21 protein-coding genes are annotated in these 19,298 nt (G+C 67.6%); 18 read left to right on the top strand and 3 right to left on the bottom strand.

The window, feature by feature from the left end:
* Nucleotides 1-278 precede the first annotated feature (278 nt).
* The 9 genes from G4G93_RS29705 to G4G93_RS36820 all read left to right on the top strand — a co-directional run bounded on the left by G4G93_RS29705 (nt 279) and on the right by G4G93_RS36820 (nt 9,991).
* Nucleotides 279-1,064: an enoyl-CoA hydratase gene (locus tag G4G93_RS29705; RefSeq protein WP_165090155.1), complete on the top strand. Its 786-nt coding sequence runs from the start codon at nt 279-281 to the stop codon at nt 1,062-1,064.
* A gap of 3 nt (nt 1,065-1,067) precedes the next feature.
* A complete protein-coding gene (locus G4G93_RS29700; RefSeq protein WP_165090152.1) occupies nt 1,068-2,612 on the top strand; it encodes a 3-hydroxyacyl-CoA dehydrogenase in 1,545 nt (514 codons plus the stop codon).
* 165 nt (nt 2,613-2,777) lie between these two features.
* Nucleotides 2,778-4,016: a CaiB/BaiF CoA-transferase family protein gene (locus G4G93_RS29695; protein ID WP_165090150.1), complete on the top strand. Its 1,239-nt coding sequence runs from the start codon at nt 2,778-2,780 to the stop codon at nt 4,014-4,016.
* A gap of 92 nt (nt 4,017-4,108) precedes the next feature.
* Nucleotides 4,109-5,314, top strand: coding sequence for a 3-oxoadipyl-CoA thiolase (gene pcaF, locus G4G93_RS29690; RefSeq protein WP_165090147.1), 1,206 nt, complete (start codon nt 4,109-4,111; stop codon nt 5,312-5,314).
* 268 nt (nt 5,315-5,582) lie between these two features.
* On the top strand, nt 5,583-7,256 hold the full coding sequence (locus G4G93_RS29685) for an electron transfer flavoprotein-ubiquinone oxidoreductase (protein WP_165090144.1): 1,674 nt from the start codon (nt 5,583-5,585) through the stop codon (nt 7,254-7,256).
* A gap of 78 nt (nt 7,257-7,334) precedes the next feature.
* A complete protein-coding gene (locus G4G93_RS29680; protein WP_165090141.1) occupies nt 7,335-8,084 on the top strand; it encodes an electron transfer flavoprotein subunit beta/FixA family protein in 750 nt (249 codons plus the stop codon).
* Nucleotides 8,085-8,154: 70 nt separating this feature from the next.
* On the top strand, nt 8,155-9,108 hold the full coding sequence (locus G4G93_RS29675) for an electron transfer flavoprotein subunit alpha/FixB family protein (protein ID WP_165090138.1): 954 nt from the start codon (nt 8,155-8,157) through the stop codon (nt 9,106-9,108).
* A gap of 314 nt (nt 9,109-9,422) precedes the next feature.
* Nucleotides 9,423-9,629 (top strand): hypothetical protein, encoded by a 207-nt coding sequence (locus G4G93_RS29670; protein WP_165090136.1) that lies wholly within the window; start codon nt 9,423-9,425, stop codon nt 9,627-9,629.
* A 119-nt stretch (nt 9,630-9,748) separates the two neighbouring features.
* The gene (locus G4G93_RS36820; protein ID WP_165090133.1) at nt 9,749-9,991 is read left to right on the top strand and encodes an SH3 domain-containing protein; all 243 of its coding nucleotides are present in this window, start codon (nt 9,749-9,751) and stop codon (nt 9,989-9,991) included.
* Nucleotides 9,992-10,001: 10 nt separating this feature from the next.
* Here G4G93_RS36820 and G4G93_RS29660 read toward each other — a convergent pair whose 3' ends face one another.
* The gene (locus G4G93_RS29660) at nt 10,002-10,433 is read right to left on the bottom strand and encodes a hypothetical protein (protein ID WP_165090130.1); all 432 of its coding nucleotides are present in this window, start codon (nt 10,431-10,433) and stop codon (nt 10,002-10,004) included.
* A 161-nt stretch (nt 10,434-10,594) separates the two neighbouring features.
* On the opposite strand from G4G93_RS29660, the gene G4G93_RS29655 reads away from it, so the two are divergent.
* The 7 genes from G4G93_RS29655 to G4G93_RS29620 all read left to right on the top strand — a co-directional run bounded on the left by G4G93_RS29655 (nt 10,595) and on the right by G4G93_RS29620 (nt 15,432).
* Nucleotides 10,595-11,188 carry a hypothetical protein gene (locus G4G93_RS29655; RefSeq protein WP_165090128.1) on the top strand — a complete coding sequence of 198 codons (594 nt, stop codon included), beginning with the start codon at nt 10,595-10,597 and terminating at the stop codon, nt 11,186-11,188.
* A gap of 459 nt (nt 11,189-11,647) precedes the next feature.
* Nucleotides 11,648-11,905 carry a type II toxin-antitoxin system prevent-host-death family antitoxin gene (locus G4G93_RS29645; protein ID WP_165090125.1) on the top strand — a complete coding sequence of 86 codons (258 nt, stop codon included), beginning with the start codon at nt 11,648-11,650 and terminating at the stop codon, nt 11,903-11,905.
* Nucleotide 11,906: 1 nt separating this feature from the next.
* Nucleotides 11,907-12,329, top strand: a complete 423-nt coding sequence (locus G4G93_RS29640) for a hypothetical protein (RefSeq protein WP_165090123.1) — start codon at nt 11,907-11,909, stop codon at nt 12,327-12,329.
* Nucleotides 12,330-12,572: 243 nt separating this feature from the next.
* Entirely contained in the window at nt 12,573-12,743 is a 171-nt protein-coding gene (locus G4G93_RS29635) for a hypothetical protein (protein ID WP_165090121.1), read from the top strand.
* A 234-nt stretch (nt 12,744-12,977) separates the two neighbouring features.
* Complete coding sequence (locus tag G4G93_RS29630; RefSeq protein WP_165090118.1) at nt 12,978-13,481, top strand: MucR family transcriptional regulator; 504 nt, start codon at nt 12,978-12,980, stop codon at nt 13,479-13,481.
* Between the two features lie 547 nt (nt 13,482-14,028).
* On the top strand, nt 14,029-14,349 hold the full coding sequence (locus tag G4G93_RS29625; protein ID WP_165090116.1) for a DUF736 domain-containing protein: 321 nt from the start codon (nt 14,029-14,031) through the stop codon (nt 14,347-14,349).
* Nucleotides 14,350-14,700: 351 nt separating this feature from the next.
* Complete coding sequence (locus tag G4G93_RS29620) at nt 14,701-15,432, top strand: hypothetical protein (protein WP_165090114.1); 732 nt, start codon at nt 14,701-14,703, stop codon at nt 15,430-15,432.
* Here G4G93_RS29620 and G4G93_RS29615 read toward each other — a convergent pair.
* Together G4G93_RS29615 and G4G93_RS29610 are read right to left on the bottom strand one after the other, a co-directional pair.
* Nucleotides 15,429-16,043 carry an IS630 family transposase gene (locus G4G93_RS29615; RefSeq protein WP_246737109.1) on the bottom strand — a complete coding sequence of 205 codons (615 nt, stop codon included), beginning with the start codon at nt 16,041-16,043 and terminating at the stop codon, nt 15,429-15,431. The two genes, G4G93_RS29620 and G4G93_RS29615, sit on opposite strands and share 4 nt — an antisense overlap.
* Nucleotides 16,040-16,483: a helix-turn-helix domain-containing protein gene (locus G4G93_RS29610; RefSeq protein ID WP_165090112.1), complete on the bottom strand. Its 444-nt coding sequence runs from the start codon at nt 16,481-16,483 to the stop codon at nt 16,040-16,042. The genes G4G93_RS29615 and G4G93_RS29610 overlap by 4 nt, the downstream gene beginning before the upstream one ends.
* Nucleotides 16,484-16,643: 160 nt before the next feature.
* Between G4G93_RS29610 and G4G93_RS29605 the strand changes: the two genes are divergently transcribed.
* Both G4G93_RS29605 and G4G93_RS29600 read left to right on the top strand, forming a co-directional pair.
* Nucleotides 16,644-17,252, top strand: a complete 609-nt coding sequence (locus G4G93_RS29605) for a class I SAM-dependent methyltransferase (protein ID WP_165090110.1) — start codon at nt 16,644-16,646, stop codon at nt 17,250-17,252.
* Between the two features lie 376 nt (nt 17,253-17,628).
* Nucleotides 17,629-18,972, top strand: coding sequence for an IS1380 family transposase (locus tag G4G93_RS29600; protein WP_165090108.1), 1,344 nt, complete (start codon nt 17,629-17,631; stop codon nt 18,970-18,972).
* The last annotated feature ends 326 nt before the right edge of the window (nt 18,973-19,298 follow it).

Raw genomic sequence — 19,298 nt, 5'->3', positions numbered from 1 at the left:
CGGAGCATCGAGACCTTTTTCGGGGCTCCCGGTGTGCGTGTCATTGTTCTTGCGGCGCATTAGAGCCACTCCTTGAGCCTTGTCAATCCGCGAAATCCAATTCCGCATAGCGAAATTAGCAGATTTCTTGGAATGGCGCAAGGAATGCAAAACAGCGCGAGGGTACACTTGAAGGACGGGTGGATTCCTCGCGGCAAAGCCTATTTACAACCGTGCAGACCAGTGCCTATGATCATGTGCGAAACCAAATTTCGCATAGCGAAACTGCTGGATCCGCCATGAGAGAGTCCGAGGATGCGTTCGTCACACTGGAGAGCTCAGGCGACGGCGTCGCCACCATCCGCATCGATCGACCGGAGGCCAAGAACGCTCTGAATCTGAGGATCCGGGAGCAGTTGGCCGCGTGTTTCCGCGCCGCCTCGGCCCATGCGGAAACGCGCACGATCGTCCTGACCGGGACGGACCAGTGCTTCGTCGCGGGTGCCGACATTCGAGAATTCGCCGCCGCCGGCCCGGTCGAGATGTATCTCCGGCATACCGAGCTGCTCTGGGACGCGATCGCACGCTGCCCGAAACCCGTCATCGCCGCGGTCGACGGCTATGCGTTGGGGGGCGGATGCGAGCTTGCCATGCACTGCGACATCATCGTTGCGGGCGAGTCCGCCCGATTCGGACAGCCCGAGGTGAAGCTCGGCCTCATGCCGGGTGCGGGTGGAACCCAGCGGCTCGTCCGAGCGGTCGGAAAATTCCACGCCATGCGGCTTGCCTTGACCGGATGCACGATCCGCGCGCCGGAAGCCTTGGCGATCGGTATGATCAGCGAGGTCGTGCCGGATGGCCGGACCCTGGCCAGAGCGCGTGAGTTGGCGGCAGAGATCGCCGCGCTGCCGGCCCTGGCGGTCGCACAGATCAAGGAGGTCATGCTCACCGGCGCGGACATGTCGCTCGAAGGCGGGCTCGCGCTCGAACGCAAGGCCTTTCAACTCCTCTTCGATTCCAAGGACCAGAAGGAAGGAGCCGACGCGTTCCTGGCGAAGCGCCGGCCGGTCTTCACGGGAGGTTGAGCCATGGCGCATTCCATCCATCGCATGGCGGTCGTCGGCACTGGCGTCATGGGCACCGGGATCGCGCAGATCGCCGCGCAGGCGGGGCTGAGCGTCCATCTCTTCGATGCCCGGGCAGGTGCCGCGGCCTCCTCTCGCGACAACCTGGTCTCGACGCTCGACAGGCTGGCCGACAAGGGAAAGATCGGCGCGGGCGAGGCCACGGACGCCGCCGCGCGCCTCCACGTCGCGGCGACCCTCGGCGACCTGGCGTCTTGCGACCTGATCGTCGAAGCCATCGTCGAGCGGATCGAGCCCAAGCGCGCCCTGCTGGCCGAACTAGAGGACATCGTCGGCGAGACCTGCATCCTGGCTTCGAACACCTCGTCGCTGTCCGTCACCGCCATCGCTCGATGCGCCCGACATCCCGAGCGCATCGCCGGCTTCCATTTCTTCAATCCTGTCCCGTTGATGAAGGTCGTCGAGGTCGTCGATGGCCTGGAGACGTCTCCTGCCGTCGGCGATGCGCTCGTCGCCCTTGCGGAGCGCATGGGCCACCGCGCCGTCCGGGCGAAGGACACGCCGGGTTTCGTCGTCAACCACGCCGGCCGCGCCTACGGGACCGAAGCCCTGATGATGCTCGGCGAATCCGTCGCATCCTGCGGCGACATCGACCGCGTCCTGCGCGAGGCGGCGGGTTTCCGGATGGGTCCCTTCGAGCTGTTCGACCTTACCGGGCTCGACGTGTCCCACCCGGTCATGGAATCGATCTATGCGCAGTTCTATCAGGAGCCTCGCTGCAGGCCGTCGGCCCTGACGCGGCAGATGCTGGAGGGCGGCCGGCTCGGAAGGAAGACCGGCCACGGCTTCTACCGATATCGCGATGGGAAGCCGCTCGATCCGGCACCCAACCAGCGGGTTCCGGATGTCGGCGTTCTGCCGCCGGTCTGGATCGGCGCCGAACGCGAGGCCGACCGCGATGCGCTCCGGACCCTCCTGCACGCCATCGGCGTCACGGTGGAGACGGAGGCGGTGCCTTCCAGGGGAGCGCTCTGCCTCCTCGCGCCCTATGGTCAGGATGCGACGACGGCGTGTCGACTGCACGTGACCGATCCTCGCAGGACCGTGTGCATCGACCTCCTGCCCGGTCTCGATCGGCACAGGACGCTGATGCTGACGCCCGCTACCGACGCCGGGGCCAGGGATGCCGCGCATGCCATTCTGGCGCGTGACGGCGTCGGCGTGACGGTGATCAACGACAGCGTCGGCTTCATCGTGCAGCGGACACTGGCCGCCATCGTGAACCTGGCCTGCGATATTTCGCAGCAAGGCATCGCGAGCGTCGAGGACATCGACGATGCCGTCCGGCTCGGGCTCGGCTATCCGCGCGGCCCGCTGGCCTGGGGCGACGCCTTGGGGGCGGACCGTCTCCACACGATCCTGACGCGCCTGCTCGCGACAACGGGCGATCCCCGCTACCGGCCGAGCCCGTGGCTCCGCCGCCGGGCTGCGCTCGGATTGTCCTTGCGCACCGCGGAACCGTGCGCGGCCTCAGCGGACACGCGCTGACGGGTCAAGCTCCGGAGGCTCGGATCGTTCTGTGGGCCACGGAGGCGGTGCGCGACCCCTTTGGCCGCACGCGCCACCTCCGCTCGACTTCGGGCACTGACCAAGCTCCGTCGTCGCGGACCGACGGCCGAAGCGAAGACATACATCAGAGGGAGGAACGACAGAATGGGCGCTTTGACCGGATTGAGGGTGCTCGACCTGAGCCGTGTGCTGGCCGGCCCCTGGTGCAGCCAGATCCTGGCCGACCTTGGGGCGGAGGTCATCAAGATCGAGCGTCCGCGACGGGGCGACGATACACGCGACTGGGGTCCGCCGTGGATGAAGGACGCTCGGGGAGAGCCGACCCGCGAGTCGTCCTATTATCAGTCGACGAATCGCGGAAAGTATTCCGTTGCGATCGATATCGCCTCTGTCGAAGGACAGGAGCTGCTGCGTATCCTCGCAATGAAATCTGACGTTCTCGTCGAGAATTACAAGGCCGGGTCTCTGGCGAAGTATGGCCTCGATTACGAGACGCTGTCGAAGGCCAACCCGCGTTTGGTCTATTGCTCGGTGACGGGCTTCGGGCAGACCGGCCCACGCGCGGCAGAGCCCGGCTACGACTTCATCATCCAGGGACTCGGCGGGTTGATGAGTATCACCGGCGAGCGGGACGACCTGGCCGGCGGAGGCCCGCAGAAGGTGGGCGTCGCCGTGGCCGATCTGATGACCGGGCTCTACGCGGTCGTGGCGATCGAGGCCGCTCTCCTGAGCCGGCACCTGACCGGCAGAGGCCAGCACGTCGACATGGCGCTCTTCGATGTGCAGATCGCGATGCTCTGCAACCAGAGCCAGAATTTCCTGGCTTCCGGACGGCCGCCCGGACGGTACGGCAATGCCCACGCGAACATCGTTCCCTATCAGGTGTTCCGAGCGTCCGACGCCGACTTCGTCATCGCCTGCGGCAACGATTCGCAATTCGTTTCCCTGTGCAAGGCCATTGGTCTGCCGGACCTTCCGAAGGACCCTCGCTTCGCGCGCAACTCCGACCGCGTGGTGAATCGTGTCGAGGTCGTCGGCATCCTCGCCGCGCATTTTCTCACCGGCACTGCGGAGGAATGGATCGGGCGCATCCATCCCCATGGTGTCCCGATCGGGCCGATCAACGACGTCGCCCAGGCCCTCGACGAGCCGCAGGTCAAGGCGCGCGAGATGCTGGTGGAGATCCCGCACCCCTTGAAGACGGACTTCATGACGGTGGGAAGCCCGATCAAGATGTCCGGCACCCCGGTCGAATATCCCGCGCCGCCGCCGATGCTGGGCGAGCACACCGCTTCCATCCTCCGACGCCTGGCCGGCGTGGATGACGAGCAGCTCGGGCAACTCGAGCGTCGAGGCGCCGTCGGCCTGCCACTCGAGTCTTGAGGACGCGGCAGCCCGAAACCGAGAATTCCCAGGAGGCCAAGCTCCGACGCGGGCAGGCATCCGACATCGATCCGGGAGACGAATCAGCAGCCATGACCGAAGCCTTCATCTGCGACTACATCCGCACGCCCATCGGCCGCTTCGGCGGCGCGCTCTCGTCCGTTCGGACCGACGATCTTGGCGCGATCCCGCTCAGGGCGCTGGCCGACCGCAATCCAGGTCTGGACTGGGCGAGCGTGGATGATGTGATCTTCGGGTGCGCCAATCAGGCGGGCGAGGACAACCGGAACGTCGCCCGGATGTCTCTCTTGCTCGCTGGCCTGCCGGACACCATCCCGGGCACCACGATCAACCGCCTGTGCGGTTCAGGGCTCGACGCCGTCGCCACTGCGGCCCGCGCCATCAAGTCGGGCGAGGCTGAACTCGTGGTCGCCGGCGGGGTCGAGAGCATGAGCCGCGCGCCCTTCGTGTTGCCGAAGGCGGAGGCCGCGTTCTCCCGCTCGGCCGAGGTCCACGACACCACGATCGGCTGGCGCTTCGTGAACCCGCAGATGAAGGCCCGGTATGGGGTCGATTCGATGCCGGGGACGGCGGACAACGTGGCGATCGACTATGAGATCGCCCGCGCCGACCAGGATCTCTTCGCCTTTCGCAGCCAGGAAAAGGCTGCGGCCGCGCAGGCGAATGGTCGCTTGAGCAGCGAGATCGTGGCAGTCCCTGTGCCGCGCAGGAAGGGCGAACCCGTCCAAGTGGCGACCGACGAGCATCCGCGTCTGACGAGTCTGGAGACTCTGGCGAAGCTGGCGCCCGTCAATCGGATAACCGGCGCAACGGTCACAGCGGGCAATGCCTCAGGGGTGAACGACGGTGCCGCGGCGCTGATCATCGCTTCGGAAGCGGCGGCGCGGCGGCACGGTCTCACGCCGGTCGCGCGCATCGTCGGAGGAGCGGCGGCCGGCGTGGCGCCCCGCGTTATGGGAATCGGCCCTGTTCCGGCAACCCGCAGGCTGCTCGGCCGCATCAATTGGACCGTCGAGGCGCTCGATGTGGTCGAACTGAACGAGGCCTTCGCGTCGCAGGGCCTGGCCGTGTTGCGCCAACTGGGCCTCGGCGATGACGAGCCGCGGGTCAATCCAAACGGCGGCTCCATCGCGCTGGGCCACCCTCTCGGCATGAGCGGCGCGAGGCTCGCCGGCACGGCTGCCCTCGAATTGTCCCTCTCCAGCAAGGCGCGAGCCCTGGTCTGCATGTGCGTCGGCGTCGGCCAAGGGATCGCTTTGGCTCTTGAGCGGACGTGAACCGACGATGCCTGTTGAGCATCGATTTGCGATGGACCGTGCCGGCTCTATCAGGACGAGGGACTGTCGAGCCTTCGCCAACCAAGCTGTCACAGCCCGAGAACTTGCATAGGTCGTGGATCAAAAACAGGGTCAATTCCACCCTGACCCTGCGCTAACTTTCGAATCGGATTACCCCGTTGGGGCAGATCAATCGAAATGTAGAGCCGACAGTGCTGCCCGGACTATAGATCCGGCGATAAAGCGGATCAGATCAGGAGAGGCGACGATGGCGCTGCCCGAACGCGAGAGCATGGACTTCGACGTGGTCGTCGTCGGGGCGGGGCCGGCCGGGCTCGCCACCGCGATCCGCCTCAAGCAGCGCGCGGCGGAAGCCGGCGGGGACATCTCGGTCGTCGTGGTCGAGAAGGGCTCGGAGGTCGGCGCCCACATCCTGTCCGGCGCCGTGGTCGACCCGACCGGCCTCGACGCCCTGCTGCCCGACTGGCGCCAGGACCCCGAGCGGCCGCTCAAGACCGAGGTCGCCCGCGACGCGTTCATGATGCTCACCAGGAACAGCGGCGTGACCCTGCCGAACGTGTTTTTTCCGCGTCTGATGTCCAACCACGGCAACTTTGTCGGCTCGCTGTCGAACGTCGCCAAGTACCTCGGCGCCCAGGCCGAGGCGCTCGGCGTCGAGATCTACCCGGGCTTCCCTGCCGCGGAGGTGCTGTTCGACGCGGCCGGCGCGGTCGTGGGCATCGCCACCGGCGATCTCGGGATCGCGAAGTCCGGCGCGCAGCGCGACGACTACACCCGCGGCATGGAGCTGCGCGCCAAGTACACGGTGTTCGGCGAGGGCGCCCGCGGCTCGCTGACCAAGGGGCTGATCCAGCGCTTCGCGCTCAACAAGGAAAGCGACCACTTCAAGTACGGGATCGGCGTGAAGGAGCTGTGGCAGCTCGCTCCCGACCGGTTCGAGCCGGGGCTGGTGCGCCACACGATGGGCTGGCCGCTGCCGAACAAGGCCGGCGGCGGCTCGTGGCTGTACCACTTCGACGACCACCTGGTCTCGGTCGGGTTCGTCACCCACCTGAACTACGAGAACCCGACCCTGTCGCCGTTCGAGGAGTTCCAGCGCTTCAAGACCCACCCGCTGATCCGCGACACGTTCGAGGGCGCCAAGCGCATCGGCTACGGGGCGCGGGCGATCATGGAGGGCGGCTGGCAATCGGTGCCCAAGCTCGTCTTCCCCGGCGGCTGCCTCGTGGGCGATTCCGCGGGCTTCGTGAACGTGCCGCGCATCAAGGGCTCGCACAACGCGATCCTGTCCGGCATCCAGGCGGCGGACGCGATCGCCGAGGCGCTGAAGGCCGGCCGGGCCGGGGACGAGCTCGCCGCCTACGAGGCCGGCTGGCGCGACAGCCCGATCGGGCAGGACCTCAAGGCGGTGCGCAACGTCAAGCCGCTCTGGTCGAAGTACGGCACGCTGGTGGGGGTCGGCCTCGGCGGGATCGACATGTGGGCGACGACCCTGCTCGGCGCCTCGCCGTTCGGCACGCTCGGCCACGGCAAGCCGGACCACGCCTGCCTGAAGCCGCTCTCGGAGGTGACGCCGATCGTCTACCCGAAGCCGGACGGCAAGCTGACCTTCGACCGGCTCTCCTCGGTCTACCTGTCGAACACCAACCACGAGGAGGACCAGCCGGCCCACCTCCAGGTCCGCGACCTGGAGGTGCAGAAGCGCTCCGAGCACGACGTGTTCGGCGGGCCCTCGGCGCGCTACTGCCCGGCGGGCGTCTACGAGTGGGTGGAGGACGCCTCCGCCTCGGACGGGGTGCGCTACCAGATCAACGCGCAGAACTGCGTCCACTGCAAGACGTGCGATATCAAGGACCCGAACCAGAACATCGACTGGGTACCGCCGGAAGGCCCGGGCGGGCCGAACTACCCAAATATGTAGTTGTGTAGATCTTTTATGACAATCTGTTATCGGAATAAATAAAAGTCGTTTTGGGACTATGGAGCTAGGGAGACTGTTATGAAGGTTCTAGTGCCCGTCAAGCGGGTGGTCGACTACAACGTGAAGATCCGCGTGAAGGCCGACGGATTGGGCGTGGAACTCGCCAACGTCAAGATGTCGATGAACCCCTTCGACGAGATCGCCGTCGAGGAGGCGATCCGCCTGAAGGAGAAGGGCAAGGCCACCGAGATCGTCGCGGTATCGATCGGGCCGCAGCAGGCGCAGGAGACCCTGCGCACCGCGCTCGCCATGGGCGCCGACCGCGCGATCCTCGTGAAGACCGACGTGAATTGCGAGCCGCTTGCCGTCGCCAAGATCCTCAAGGCGGTCGTCGAGAAGGAGATGCCCGAGCTCGTCATCCTCGGCAAGCAGGCGATCGACGACGACTGCAACCAGACCGGCCAGATGCTCGGTGCCCTGCTCGGCTGGCCGCAGGGCACCTTCGCCTACAAGATCGAGGCGGGCGAGGGCGGGATCGACGTGACCCGCGAGGTCGATGGCGGCCTCCAGACGGTCGCCCTCAAGCTCCCGGCGATCGTCACCACCGACCTGCGCCTCAACGAGCCGCGCTACGCCTCGCTGCCCAACATCATGAAGGCCAAGAAGAAGCCGCTCGACGAGCTGAACCCCGAGGGTCTCGGCGTCGACGTGACCCCGAAGCTCAAGGTGCTCAAGACCGCCGAGCCGCCGGGCCGTCAGGCGGGCGTCAAGGTCGGCTCGGCTGCCGAGCTCGTTCAGAAACTCAAGGTCGAGGCCGGCGTCATCTGATTCTTCTCGGACTCGGCGTCGCTCCCCCAGAGGTCGAGCGGCGCGAACCGCAACCGGAGTTCACGCGCACATGACCACGCTTCTCTTCGTCGAGCACGGCGACGGCCAGATCAAGGACGGCACGCTGAAGGCGCTCACCGCCGCCAAGGCGATCGGCGCGCCGGTCCACGCCCTGGTCCTGGGCTCCGGCACTAAGGCGGTCGCTGACGCGGTGGCCAAGCTCGACGGGGTCGAGAAGGTGCTCAACAGCGAGGAGGCGGTCTACGACCACGACCTCGCCGAGCCGGTCGCGGCCCTGATCGCGGCGGTCGCCGAGCCCTACGAGACGGTCATCGCCTCGGCCACCACCACCGGCAAGAACGTGCTGCCGCGGGTGGCCGCGCTGCTCGACGTGGCGCAGGTGTCCGATATCATCAGGGTGGTGGCGCCCGACACGTTCGAGCGGCCGATCTACGCCGGCAACGCCATCCAGACGGTGCAGGCGCCCGGCCCGAAGCGGGTGATCACCGTCCGCACGGCGGCCTTCAAGGCGGCGGAGGAGGGCGGATCGGCGGCCCTGGTCGAGGTGGTGTCGGCGGCGGCGCCGGAGGCCGGCGGCTCCACCTTCAAGGGCGAGGAGATCGCCAAGTCCGACCGGCCGGAGCTGGCCTCGGCGCGGATCATCGTGTCCGGGGGGCGCTCGCTCGGCTCGGCCGACAAGTTCCACGAGTTGATCGAGCCGCTGGCCGACGCGCTGGGTGCCGCGGTCGGCGCTTCGCGCGCGGCGGTGGACGCCGGCTACGCGCCGAACGACTGGCAGGTGGGTCAGACCGGCAAGGTGGTGGCGCCGGACCTCTACGTCGCGGTGGGAATCTCCGGCGCCATCCAGCATCTCGCCGGGATGAAGGATTCGAAGACCATCGTTGCGATCAACAAGGACGAGGACGCGCCGATCTTCCAGGTGGCCGATTACGGCGTTGTTGGTGATCTTTTCTCTATAGTTCCAGAACTGTTAGATGAGATCCGCCGCAATATTGGCCAGTAGCTGCATTTGTAAGCGTTGGACTCGCAAAGTCGCCACTAAAGCGTCGTCCTAGAAATTGGACTCGCGGGTTGCGAGGGTGCGGCTGACCTGATTGCCTTGTGCGAGGAGGTGGATCATGTGTGGCTGCTACTCTTTAGGATCTTCGCGAGCGGATCACCGGGTTTGTCGAGAACGGCGGTTCTCGCCGAGCTGCGGCCCGGCAGTTTTCGGTCAGTGCGAGTTGCGCGATCAAGCTGGCGTGGCGTCCCTCTCGGACCAGCTCCGCGGCACCGGCCCGCCAAGGGCGCCCCAAGGGCAGCGGCAAGCTGGAGCCGGTGGCGGATTTCCTGATCGCAGCGGTGGAGGCTACGCCCGACGTCACCATGCCGGAACTGGCCGAGCGGCTTCTGACCGAGCATGGTGTGACGGCGACGCCGGCCATGCTGTCGCGCATCCTCTGCCGTAAGCCCTCGGTGAGGCTTCCTTTTACCCATATCCTGTCGATGTCCGCGCGAGGGCGGCTCCGAGCGCAATGTCGGTGAGCCGTGCAAAGCCGCGCCACATGACGAGATTGCCGGGCGGCGGATCGCGTGAGCGGGCGAGGTAGCCGCCGAGGCGCGCGGGCGGATACGAGCAGGCCTATGTAACGGTAAGAACCGCCGTGCATGCCCGCCCCGGTGACGGCAGCCGGATCGTCAATCGCCTCGCGCGCGGCGACTTCGTCAATGTCGGCGCGTCTCGGGGCACCTGGTGCTACGTCGATGTCTACGGCGGCTCCGGCTGGGTGGCGGGCCGCTTCATCGGACGCGGCGCCAACCCGTACCATGGTCACGGTCCCGCCGGTCCCGGCATTCCCCCGCAGGAACCCGGAACCTATGGCCGTGGTCCGGCCGGACGGTCCTGAGCCGCGCCATTCACGGGAGCGGGTAGGGACCGAGGAACAGATCGCCGAGGGCTCGGCGCCGTAGATAGGTGAGCCGGCGCCGCCGCAGATGCTCGGGCCGGTCGTGCAGCAGGTGGCAGCGCTGGCACCACGCCGCCAGATCCCGGTCGCCGTTCAGGCTGGTGTCGTGCGCCCGATGGCAGGTCGCAAGGATCGGCAGCGTCAGCCGGGCTTCGGCCAGGGCCGCGAGCCCGGGCGGGCGCCGCAGCGGCCGACCCCGGCCGGAGCGCCAATGCCCGGCCTCGGCATCGTACCACGTCCCCTCGTCCAGGCAGACGATGACCTGCCCGTGCGGGCGTCCGCAGGCCTCGCAGCGCCCGCCGGCCCGGCCGAAGCGGATCGCGTCCGAGAGCTGCGGCCAGTCGATCGGGTAGAAGTGGCGGTGTTCGGGGTGGATCGGCACGATGCGGCCACGCTAGCAAGGCCGGCTGAACGGCGAATCCCCCTCGATCGCAGGGCTGCGGGACATCGACGCGTAGAGGCCCGGAGCCAGAGGAGGGGCGAGGCCTCGCGACGGGATGAGTGATCGGAGAGAGGCTCCGGCCCCGTCGCGAAAGCGTCTCCATGGACCGACATCGCTCCGCCGCTGGCCCAGCCGATCTCCCTTTCTCCCGACCTGCCCGCCTCCTCGTCCTCGCCTGCTCGGCGACGAAGCGCCCCGATCCCGACCGCATCCCGGCGCTCGCGCGCTACGACGGCCCGCTCTGGCGCACGCTGCGCGCCGCCGACCCGGACGGCCGAATGGCCAAGGTCGCCTTCCTCTCGGCCCATTACGGCTTTCGCGACGCGGCGACCCCGATCGCCGACTACGACGCGCGGCTGACGCAGGACCTCGCCGAGCGGATGATCGCCGGCGGCGTGACCACGCGCTGGCCACGGCCACCCTCGCCGCGGCGACCCGACACCTATGGGATGCACGCCGGCGCCGAGATTGCCGGGCTGACCCGCTACGGCGACGAACCGGTCGAGGACGTCGCGCTGGTCGGCGGCCAGCTCTACCTGACGGTGATGCACGCCCTCGTGCGCGGCTTCGTCGAGATGGGCTGCGTGCGCCGCGATGCCCGCGTCAGCGTCCTCAACGGGCCGATCGGCCTGATGCGCCGGGACCTGCGGCGCTGGCTGTGCGGAGCCGCTCGGGCGCGGGGAGGGCGGCCATGACCGCCCGGGTCGGGCACAATGGCGGACCGGCCCTGGACGAGCCGGCCGACACCCGCCCCGGCCGGTGCAAGCACTGTCGGCACTGGAACGCGCCCTCGAGGAGCAGCGCGCCTACGAGCTGTTCCACCTCGGCTTGTCGCGCCGCCGCGTCCGGCGGCCGACAGGCGCCTGCGACCGCGTCCTGATCGGCAACAGCCGGACGCCGACCTTCTCGGCCACGACGGGCGAGTTCGGCTTGCCGGAACTTCGAGGCGGCGCCTCCGCCGCCGATGCCGAAGGGCGGCGGCTTCGTCACGATCTGGGAGAACGGCCGCGTCGTCTGGCAGGGCAGGGAGGAGGACATCCCGGCCCGCTTCCTCCAGCAGGACCTCGGCCTGTGACGGCGTGGCCCCGCCACAGAGCGGGATGACGCTAATTCGTGTTATCTGTATAATCCGTGTAACTCAGAGGGGGGAGAGCATGCCCGAAAAATCCGTCACCACCGCCGAGTTCCTCCGCCACTTCGGCCGCTACCACGACGAGGCGCGCCTGGCGCCCCTGACCCTGACCAAGCACGGCCGGCCATCCCTGGTCGTGCTCTCGGCCGACACCTACCGGCAACTGACCGAACAGGCCGACCCGCGCCGGGCCTATGCCGCAGGAGAGACGCCCCCGGAGCTGGCGCACCTCATCCTGGACGAACTCGACCGCCAGTCGGCCGAGCACGGGAGCAACTAGGATGACCGGCGCTTTCCCGTCGGGCACGGTCATCGCCTATCCCTACCTGTGGCGGTGGCAGCGGGAGGAGGGCCGGTTCAACGCGCCCAAGGATCGCCCGACCTGCCTGGCCATCACCGTGCCCGATCAGGCCCAGGGGCTGACCCACCTCGTCCTGCTGGCCATCTCCGGAACCCCGCCGGGCGAGGGACAGATCGCCCTCGAGATCCCGGTGCTCGAACTGCGCCGGGCTGGCCTGTCGACGCTGAAGCGCGGCTGGGTCATGGTCAGCGAGTACAACTACGACGTCGCCGAGCGGTCCTTCCACTTCGACCCGAACCAGACGCCACGCGGCTCGTTCGGACCCGGGTTCATGAACCTGATCCGGACCGCGATCCGTCCGCTCTTCACCGCCGCCCAGGGCCGGATCGACCGGACCCTGTGACCGCATTTCGCTATGAGATCGATGTCCTGTCGATGGCGCGCCCGGCTGGCGGTGGTCGACCCCGCTCTCTCGCAGCAACCCCGATAGGCCGTCGCGGCCTTCCACGATCAACCCTCGAGGGGTCCGCTCCGCAAGCGGGCGGCCGCTCCCGGCTTCGCCTCCCGCGGTGATCGCGGCCGCTCCCGGCCTTCTGGGGCGCTGTCGAGCGGGGATCGCCCCCGCTCCGTCAGGAGCAAGACCCCGATGGCGACCGATCTCACCCTCGCGAACCGCTACGCCCACAGCCTCGCGCTCTCCCTGATGGTCCCGGTCACCGTCTTCCGCTCCGAGGCCGGCTACGCCGTCGTCACCTCGGACGAGTTCGAGGGCGATCCCGCCAGCGTCGTCACCGAGTTCGATCCCCATGAGGGGTGAACCGCGCGCGGGGGCAGTTTCGAGGCTGCCCCTCCCCCGATGCAGACCGGCCGGGCTCGATGTCGGGGATCGCTTCGCCTTTTGCGCGCGCCCCGGCCTGCCGCAGGCCGTTGCGGTTCGAAGGCAACGCTTTTCCGTCGACCGACATTCCGCCTGCTCGAGCGGCTGTCTGGTCATTGACTGACGATACGATTTTTCCAAAATTCGATACAACCTTACGCAGAGGTTGTTGAAATGAGTGTTGTCGGACGACACGCCGGTCAATCGGCTGGTCGGTTGAAACTCACGACGGCTGTCGTGGCGGCGTATGTCATGAACAATTACGTGCGTCCGCGCGAGATCGTCACGCTGATCGGCGCCGTCCATGAAGCATTGGACCAAATCGGCCGAGAGGAATTGATAACGCAGGATGATGCAGCTTCGGAGAAAGCTCAAGCGCTCTCCACGATGCCGACGCCGGAACAGATCCGTCGATCGATTACGCCGGATGCGTTGATCTCCTTCATCAACGGAAAGCGCTACAAGACCCTGAAGCGACATCTGACGGAGCGCGGCCTGACGTTTGCCGCTTATCGAGCCCTCTACGGGCTGCCGGCCGATTACCCGAAGACGGCCGCGAACTACTCGATCAGGCGCGCCGCCATTGCCCGAACCCACAAATTCGTTCCGAGGCATTCTCGGGTCACCAAGCAGGCGCCGATCGCGAACCGGGCGGCGGGGCGTGGCCGCAGGAGCTAGCGGTACGCCCACGCCGTCACCTTGGGATCGGAGAGTCGTCCGTTGCCCTCCGCGCCGTGGGTGGTGGGACGCGATCCCCCGGCCTGTGGCGCCGCCGCGAGCCAGAGGAGCCCTGTTCCGAACCGAGATCCCTACCGGCCGCGCCCGAAGGCCCTGCAAACGTCGGATCATGGGGACGGTGCTGCCCGGTGCGAGATCTCCTTGCGTTGCGTCCGGCAGCCTGGCCCGTGGAGGACGTCGCGGTGCCGTGCCGGCTGATGGTGGATCCGAGAAGGCCAAGGTTCACCTCGCGCGCTGAGCGCAGCCGCAGCCCATGGGCCTCGTGGATGGGCGGTTCTATCCGGGGCGCCCGGGACCACCGCAACGGCGGAGGCCGGGTTTCTTCCCCGCCGCCAAGGCGGCTCCTCGCGGAACAACAAACCCGTCCCTCGCCGTCCTCCGCTGCGCTGCGGCCTGCACGCAGGTGCGGCGCCGGGCAGCCTCCGGCTCGACGACCGCCATCGAGGCCGCAGGGCGCGGCCGAGAGCAACCGGACGAGGAGCACACCATGGCGACCATCGGCACCTTCACCCAGACCCAGACCGGCTTCACCGGCGACATCGCCACCCTGACGATCCAGGCGCGCAAGGTCGCGATCGTGGAGGAGAACCGCGGCGGCGAGAACGCGCCCACCCACCGCATCTACCTCGGCAAGGCCGAGATCGGGGCGGGCTGGGCCAAGGTGTCGAAGGGCGAGCGGGACTACATCTCGATCAAGCTCGACGACCCGAGCCTGCCGGCGCCCCTCTACGCCCGCCTCTTCGCGGAGGAGGATGGCAGGACCCACTCGCTGGTCTGGACCCGCTCCAGCGGTCGCCGCCAGGACTGATCGAGGCCTCCGCCGCCCCGCCCTTCGGGCGGGGCGGGACCGTGCGACACCCGGAGGGCCCAGCAGAGCGCACGGTCTCCGACAGGCCGGACGGACGCCCCAGCAGCGGACCCGGCGCCCGAGGCAGACGGCGGCCGATCACCGTCTGGAACTTCGCCCGTGCGCGCCGGTGCGGGGGATCGGCGACATTCCGCGCGAGGGGATCGAGGGGGGCTCGTCGGTCGAGGTGCCGGCCTCCTCGAACGACGTCGCCCCGCGTCCGTAATTCTCAATATTCCCCGGGCCTTTAAGAGTACTTTATCCCTATCTCGACTAGAGCGAGGGGAGCGTGATCGGTTGGGGGGACGGATCGTGACGACGGTAGCAGCAGCGACGGCGCAAAGGACGAGAGCAGCGTCGTCCGAGCACTCGGTTGGCGGCAAAGCCGCGACCAGGCCATCGTCGACCGCGACCCAGACCGGCGCGAGCCCGACGACGACCTCGTCCGCCAAGGCGGGTGCCGCGGCGGTGGTCGATCTGAGTGCCAACGCGAAGGCTCAGCTCGCCAACCTCGTCAGTGGAGCGCCGTCGACCTCGGGCGCCATCGGCATCAAGTCGTTCGACGAGGTGGTGCAGGATCGCTCCAAAGCCTTGGCCGACACCCTCGTTTCACGGCTGACGAACCTGGGCATCCCGCTCGACGAACCGATCGATCTCAAGTTGGATAGCGCCGGAAACGTCACGACCGACAGTCCCTACAAGAAAAAAATCGAGAAGATGTTCAAGGACGACCCTGAGCTCGCCAAGGAGTTCAGGGAAGTTGCCGGACTCAACGCGATGAAGGCGGCGCAAAAGGCGCTGGAGGCCTTCGACAAGGAAAAGAAGGCGGCCCGGAACGACGAGGAGCGCGACGCCGCCTATGGACGCTACACCGCACGGCTGATGAAGTCGCAGGACCTGTCGGGTACGATGACGCTCGACGACGGGAAGCTGCGGTCGTGGAGCGTCGAGTTCATGAACAGCTCGGTTGGTGAAGTCGCGGCGCCCAAGGCGAGCGCGAAGGCCGAAGCGGCCGCGACGCAGCGGGTCGTGCGCACTGTCTAAGCAGAGATTCGTGGGCTGACCAACGGATCGCGCTGGCGGCGGTGGTTCAGGTTGGCGACGGCGTCATGGATGGTGGTGTCGAGATCATCGAGCTCGGTGAAGGTTCGATGGGCCAGGTGATGCGCCTTGAGATCGCGCCAAACGCCCTCGATGTCGTTGAGTTCGGGGGCATAGCGCGGCAGCCACTCGACGATGAGCCAATGCCGACGTGCGTCGAGGGCGGCCCGGCTGGCCTTGCTGGTGTGGATCGGGCCGTTGTCGAGGACGAGGACGACGGGTTTGGTCGGCTGGCCGGGTCTGGGACCGTAGAGGCCGTCGAGCCGCTCCAGCAGGCCGATGAAGTCGGTGCTGCGCTTCGTGCGCGCCGTGGTCACGACGAGGTCGCGGCGAGCGTGGTCGAGGGCGCCCAGCACGGCGATCTTGCGGGCCGGCGCCGGCACGCGCAAGTCGGCCCCGCGCGGCGCCCAGGCCCGGGCGAGATAGGGATGGGTCAGCGCCTCGCTCTCGTCGACAAACAGCAGCACGATGTCGCCGGCCTGTGCCTGCTGCTTGCGCAAGGACAGGCGCAGGCCGACCCGTGCGACGGCCTCGGCGTCCTGGCGGCCCTTCAGCGTGTGGCGCGGCCGCCGGTAGCGGAGCCCCCTTTGGCCCGCAGCACCTTCGAGAGTTGCGCGCGCGAGATCGTGACGCCTTCCCGGCGCTCGATCTCCTCGGCGAGCCGGACCAGGGTCCAGTTGGTGCGGTCGGCCACCGGCGCGCTCAGCAGAGGCACCGCGACACGCAAAGCCGCCTCGGCCTTAACCGGAGCCGGTCCAGACGCCACACGCGTGCGCAGGGCCGCGATGCCCTCGGCCTGGAAGGCGCTGCGCCACAGCCGCACCGTGTTCTCCTGCACCCCGAAGGCTTCGGCGATCCGCGGGCTGGTCCAACCCGACAGCGTCAGCAGGATCGCCCGCGCCCGGTCCGCCTCCGGCCGGTCCGCGCCGCCAGCCAGAGCCGACAACTCAGCGCGCTGCGCCGCCGTCGCCGACAACCGCGATCGTCCCGCCATGATCCGCCCCGCCTCGCCGTCAGGCCCATCGAATCACGCCAGCCATCCGTTGAGAAGACCGCACCACTCTGCTTAGACACGCCGCAGGAGCGGGCAGCGGCGTCCGCCGTCTCACCACATACGGCGTTCAAGCACCAGTTCACGGTGACGCAGGAGAAACATGACCGACAGCCCGGAAGCTTCCGTGATCGACGTTTATCAGCGCCACGGCGCGGCATGGGCCGAGCTGCGCGGCGATACTTTGGTCGAGAATGCGTGGCTTGATCGCTTCTGCAACCTGCTGCCACCCGGAGCGGCGGTGCTCGACGTTGGCTGCGGCTCGGGCCTGCCGATCGCAGGCGAGCTGATCCGGCGCGGTTTCGACGTAACGGGGGTGGACGGCACCCCGACGATGCTCGCGCTGTTCCGGCGCAATCTGCCAGGCGCCCCGGCGCATCTCGCGGACATGCGCCAACTTGCCTTGGGCCGACGTTTCGCAGGGCTGATCGCCTGGGATAGCTTCTTTCACCTCTCGCCCGACGATCAACGCGCCATGTTCTCCCGTTTCCAAGCCCATGCCGTACCGGATAGCGCTCTGATGTTCACGAGCGGGACTGCCGAAGGTGCCGCCATTGGCGAGTTGGAGGGCGATCCTCTCTATCATGGCAGCCTTGACCCGGACGAGTATCGAACCCTGCTCGATGCCACCGGTTTCGAGGTTGTCGCTCACGTATTGGAAGATCCGGACTGTGGTCATCGCACCGTCTGGTTGGCTCGCCAGTACGGTTGATTGGGCGGCAGCTTTGTCGGACGGAGAATGAAAAGCTGCCAGTCCGGTTTCCACATCAAGCAGTTGTTCCACGCAGTTCGCTAGCCCATCTTATTCACCACGCCGAGATCAAAGTGGGCCAACCGCCTGACCGCATTGGTCTTTTCCTGAAACGGCAGCGGACAGAAATTGTCTCGGCCAAAAAACTCATAAAACGCGCCCTTTTCAACGCGTCGAGACCGATCACGTCCGCCCTCGTGAATAAGACGGGCTAACCCGTCTTATTCACTGGAGTGGTGGATTTGGGGTGGCGAGCGTAGCGTAAGGCATTGATGTGGCTTAGGGATTGGGTGCTGACGCCAACGTCCACCACCGGATCGAGCCCGCCACGCCCGCCATGTCTGATCCTACGGCCGCCGCGTTCGCGTTTCCATCCGTGCGGGGCAGAAAGCTCACAGCCGCCTTCGATGGCGGACGCCTGACCTCGGACGGCGGCGTGCTGCTCCTGGCTCAGGCCGCCCGGCGGCTCGGCATCGCCGAGAAGCTCGCCGCGGTGATCCCTGACGGCCGCGATCCGAGCCGGGTCGTGCATCCGCTGCCGGAGATCGTACTGGCGCGCATCCTGGCCATCGCCTGCGGCTACGCGGACGCCGACGACCTCGACCACCTGCGCGCCGACCCGGCCTTCAAGCTGGCCTGCGGCCGCCTGCCCGAGAGCGGGCGCGACCTGATGAGCCAGCCCACCGTCTCGCGGCTGGAGAACACCCCTGGCCTGCGCGACCTGATCCGCCTCGGGCGGGTGCTGGTCGATCTCTACTGCGCCAGCTACGCCGTGCCGCCCGCGGCCGTCACCCTGGACATCGACGACACCTGCGACGTGGTGCATGGCCAGCAGCAACTCTCGCTGTTCCACGGCCACTATGATGCGCGGTGTTTTCTGCCGATCCACGTCTACGACACCGCCACCGGCTGCCCGGTCGCGGTGATCCTGCGGCCGGGCAAGACGCCCTCGGGCTGCGAGGTGCGCGGCCATCTGCGCCGCCTGATCCGGGCGATCCGCAGGCACTGGCCCGACACCGCCATCACCCTGCGCGGCGACGGCCACTACGGGCGGCCCGAGGTGATGGACTGGTGTGAGGACCACGGCATCGCCTACATCTTCGGTCTCAGCGGCACCAAGGCGCTGGCTGCCAAGGTCGAGCCGACCGCCGACCACATCCGGGTCGTGCGGGCGATCGGCAAGAAGGATGCGGAGCGCGGCTTTGCCGAGACCACGCACGCGGCCAAGTCCTGGCGGCAGAAGCGCCGCGTGACCGCTCGTATCGAAGCCACCCGGCTCGGGCTCGACATCCGCTACATCGTCACGAATATCACGACCGGCACGCCCGAATGGCTCTACGCCGATTTGTACTGCGCCCGCGGGCAGGCCGAGAACCTGATCAAGCTGCACAAGGGCCAGCTTGCCTCCGACCGAACCTCATGCCGCTCGGCCGCCGCCAACCAGATGCGGCTCGTGCTGCACACCGCCGCCTACTGGCTGATGCTCACCGTACGCGATGCCGTCCCGAATGCGCACCGCCTCGCCAAGGCCGAGTTCGCCACGCTCCGCCTGCGGCTGCTCAAGCTCGGCGCCCGCATCCGCGAGACCGCGACCCGCGTCCGCCTCGCCTTCGCTGCCGCCTGCCCCGAGGCCGACCTGTTGCGCCACCTCATAGTCGCGCTCGCCCCGGCACCAGCCTGAACGAGGGGGCTGTGACACCCCGACCAACCCATCACCGTCCCTCCAGCGCCCGCGAGCCAAGCCTGATCCACAAGCGTCGAATCGGACGGACAACCCCGCTCGTCAGGACCCCAAAACTGACAGTCCGCTGCCGCCCGGTGAATAAGACGGGCTAGGGTCAAAACTTAATCGGATTGACTATGCGAGGGGCTGCTTGCGACCCTTCTGAGACCTTCGAAAGGTCCGCTTGCTGGCAGTCTGATTGGCCACGAATGACTGAGTGCGGCCGAAAGCTGCCTAGTCGGTTCTGGAAGGCGGCTTGTCCATCCGGACGTCAAAATCATGCA

This window comes from Methylobacterium sp. DB0501 (assembly GCF_011043735.1).
GTDB classification, from domain to species: Bacteria; Pseudomonadota; Alphaproteobacteria; order Rhizobiales; family Beijerinckiaceae; genus Methylobacterium; species Methylobacterium alsaeris.
Note: the sequence above shows the minus strand (reverse complement) of the source record. Positions and strands in the feature narration are given on the sequence as shown.

Coding starts and splice junctions, on each gene's coding strand:
- G4G93_RS29605 (WP_165090110.1), top strand. CDS start 16,644: ATGACCGACAGCCCGGAAGCTTCCGTGATCGACGTTTATCAGCGCCAC.
- G4G93_RS29675 (WP_165090138.1), top strand. CDS start 8,155: ATGACCACGCTTCTCTTCGTCGAGCACGGCGACGGCCAGATCAAGGAC.
- G4G93_RS29630 (WP_165090118.1), top strand. CDS start 12,978: ATGAGTGTTGTCGGACGACACGCCGGTCAATCGGCTGGTCGGTTGAAA.
- G4G93_RS29610 (WP_165090112.1), bottom strand. CDS start 16,483: ATGGCGGGACGATCGCGGTTGTCGGCGACGGCGGCGCAGCGCGCTGAG.
- G4G93_RS29680 (WP_165090141.1), top strand. CDS start 7,335: ATGAAGGTTCTAGTGCCCGTCAAGCGGGTGGTCGACTACAACGTGAAG.
- G4G93_RS29635 (WP_165090121.1), top strand. CDS start 12,573: ATGGCGACCGATCTCACCCTCGCGAACCGCTACGCCCACAGCCTCGCG.
- G4G93_RS29705 (WP_165090155.1), top strand. CDS start 279: ATGAGAGAGTCCGAGGATGCGTTCGTCACACTGGAGAGCTCAGGCGAC.
- G4G93_RS29655 (WP_165090128.1), top strand. CDS start 10,595: ATGGACCGACATCGCTCCGCCGCTGGCCCAGCCGATCTCCCTTTCTCC.
- pcaF (WP_165090147.1), top strand. CDS start 4,109: ATGACCGAAGCCTTCATCTGCGACTACATCCGCACGCCCATCGGCCGC.
- G4G93_RS29645 (WP_165090125.1), top strand. CDS start 11,648: ATGCCCGAAAAATCCGTCACCACCGCCGAGTTCCTCCGCCACTTCGGC.
- G4G93_RS29600 (WP_165090108.1), top strand. CDS start 17,629: ATGTCTGATCCTACGGCCGCCGCGTTCGCGTTTCCATCCGTGCGGGGC.
- G4G93_RS29695 (WP_165090150.1), top strand. CDS start 2,778: ATGGGCGCTTTGACCGGATTGAGGGTGCTCGACCTGAGCCGTGTGCTG.
- G4G93_RS29685 (WP_165090144.1), top strand. CDS start 5,583: ATGGCGCTGCCCGAACGCGAGAGCATGGACTTCGACGTGGTCGTCGTC.
- G4G93_RS29640 (WP_165090123.1), top strand. CDS start 11,907: ATGACCGGCGCTTTCCCGTCGGGCACGGTCATCGCCTATCCCTACCTG.
- G4G93_RS29700 (WP_165090152.1), top strand. CDS start 1,068: ATGGCGCATTCCATCCATCGCATGGCGGTCGTCGGCACTGGCGTCATG.
- G4G93_RS29625 (WP_165090116.1), top strand. CDS start 14,029: ATGGCGACCATCGGCACCTTCACCCAGACCCAGACCGGCTTCACCGGC.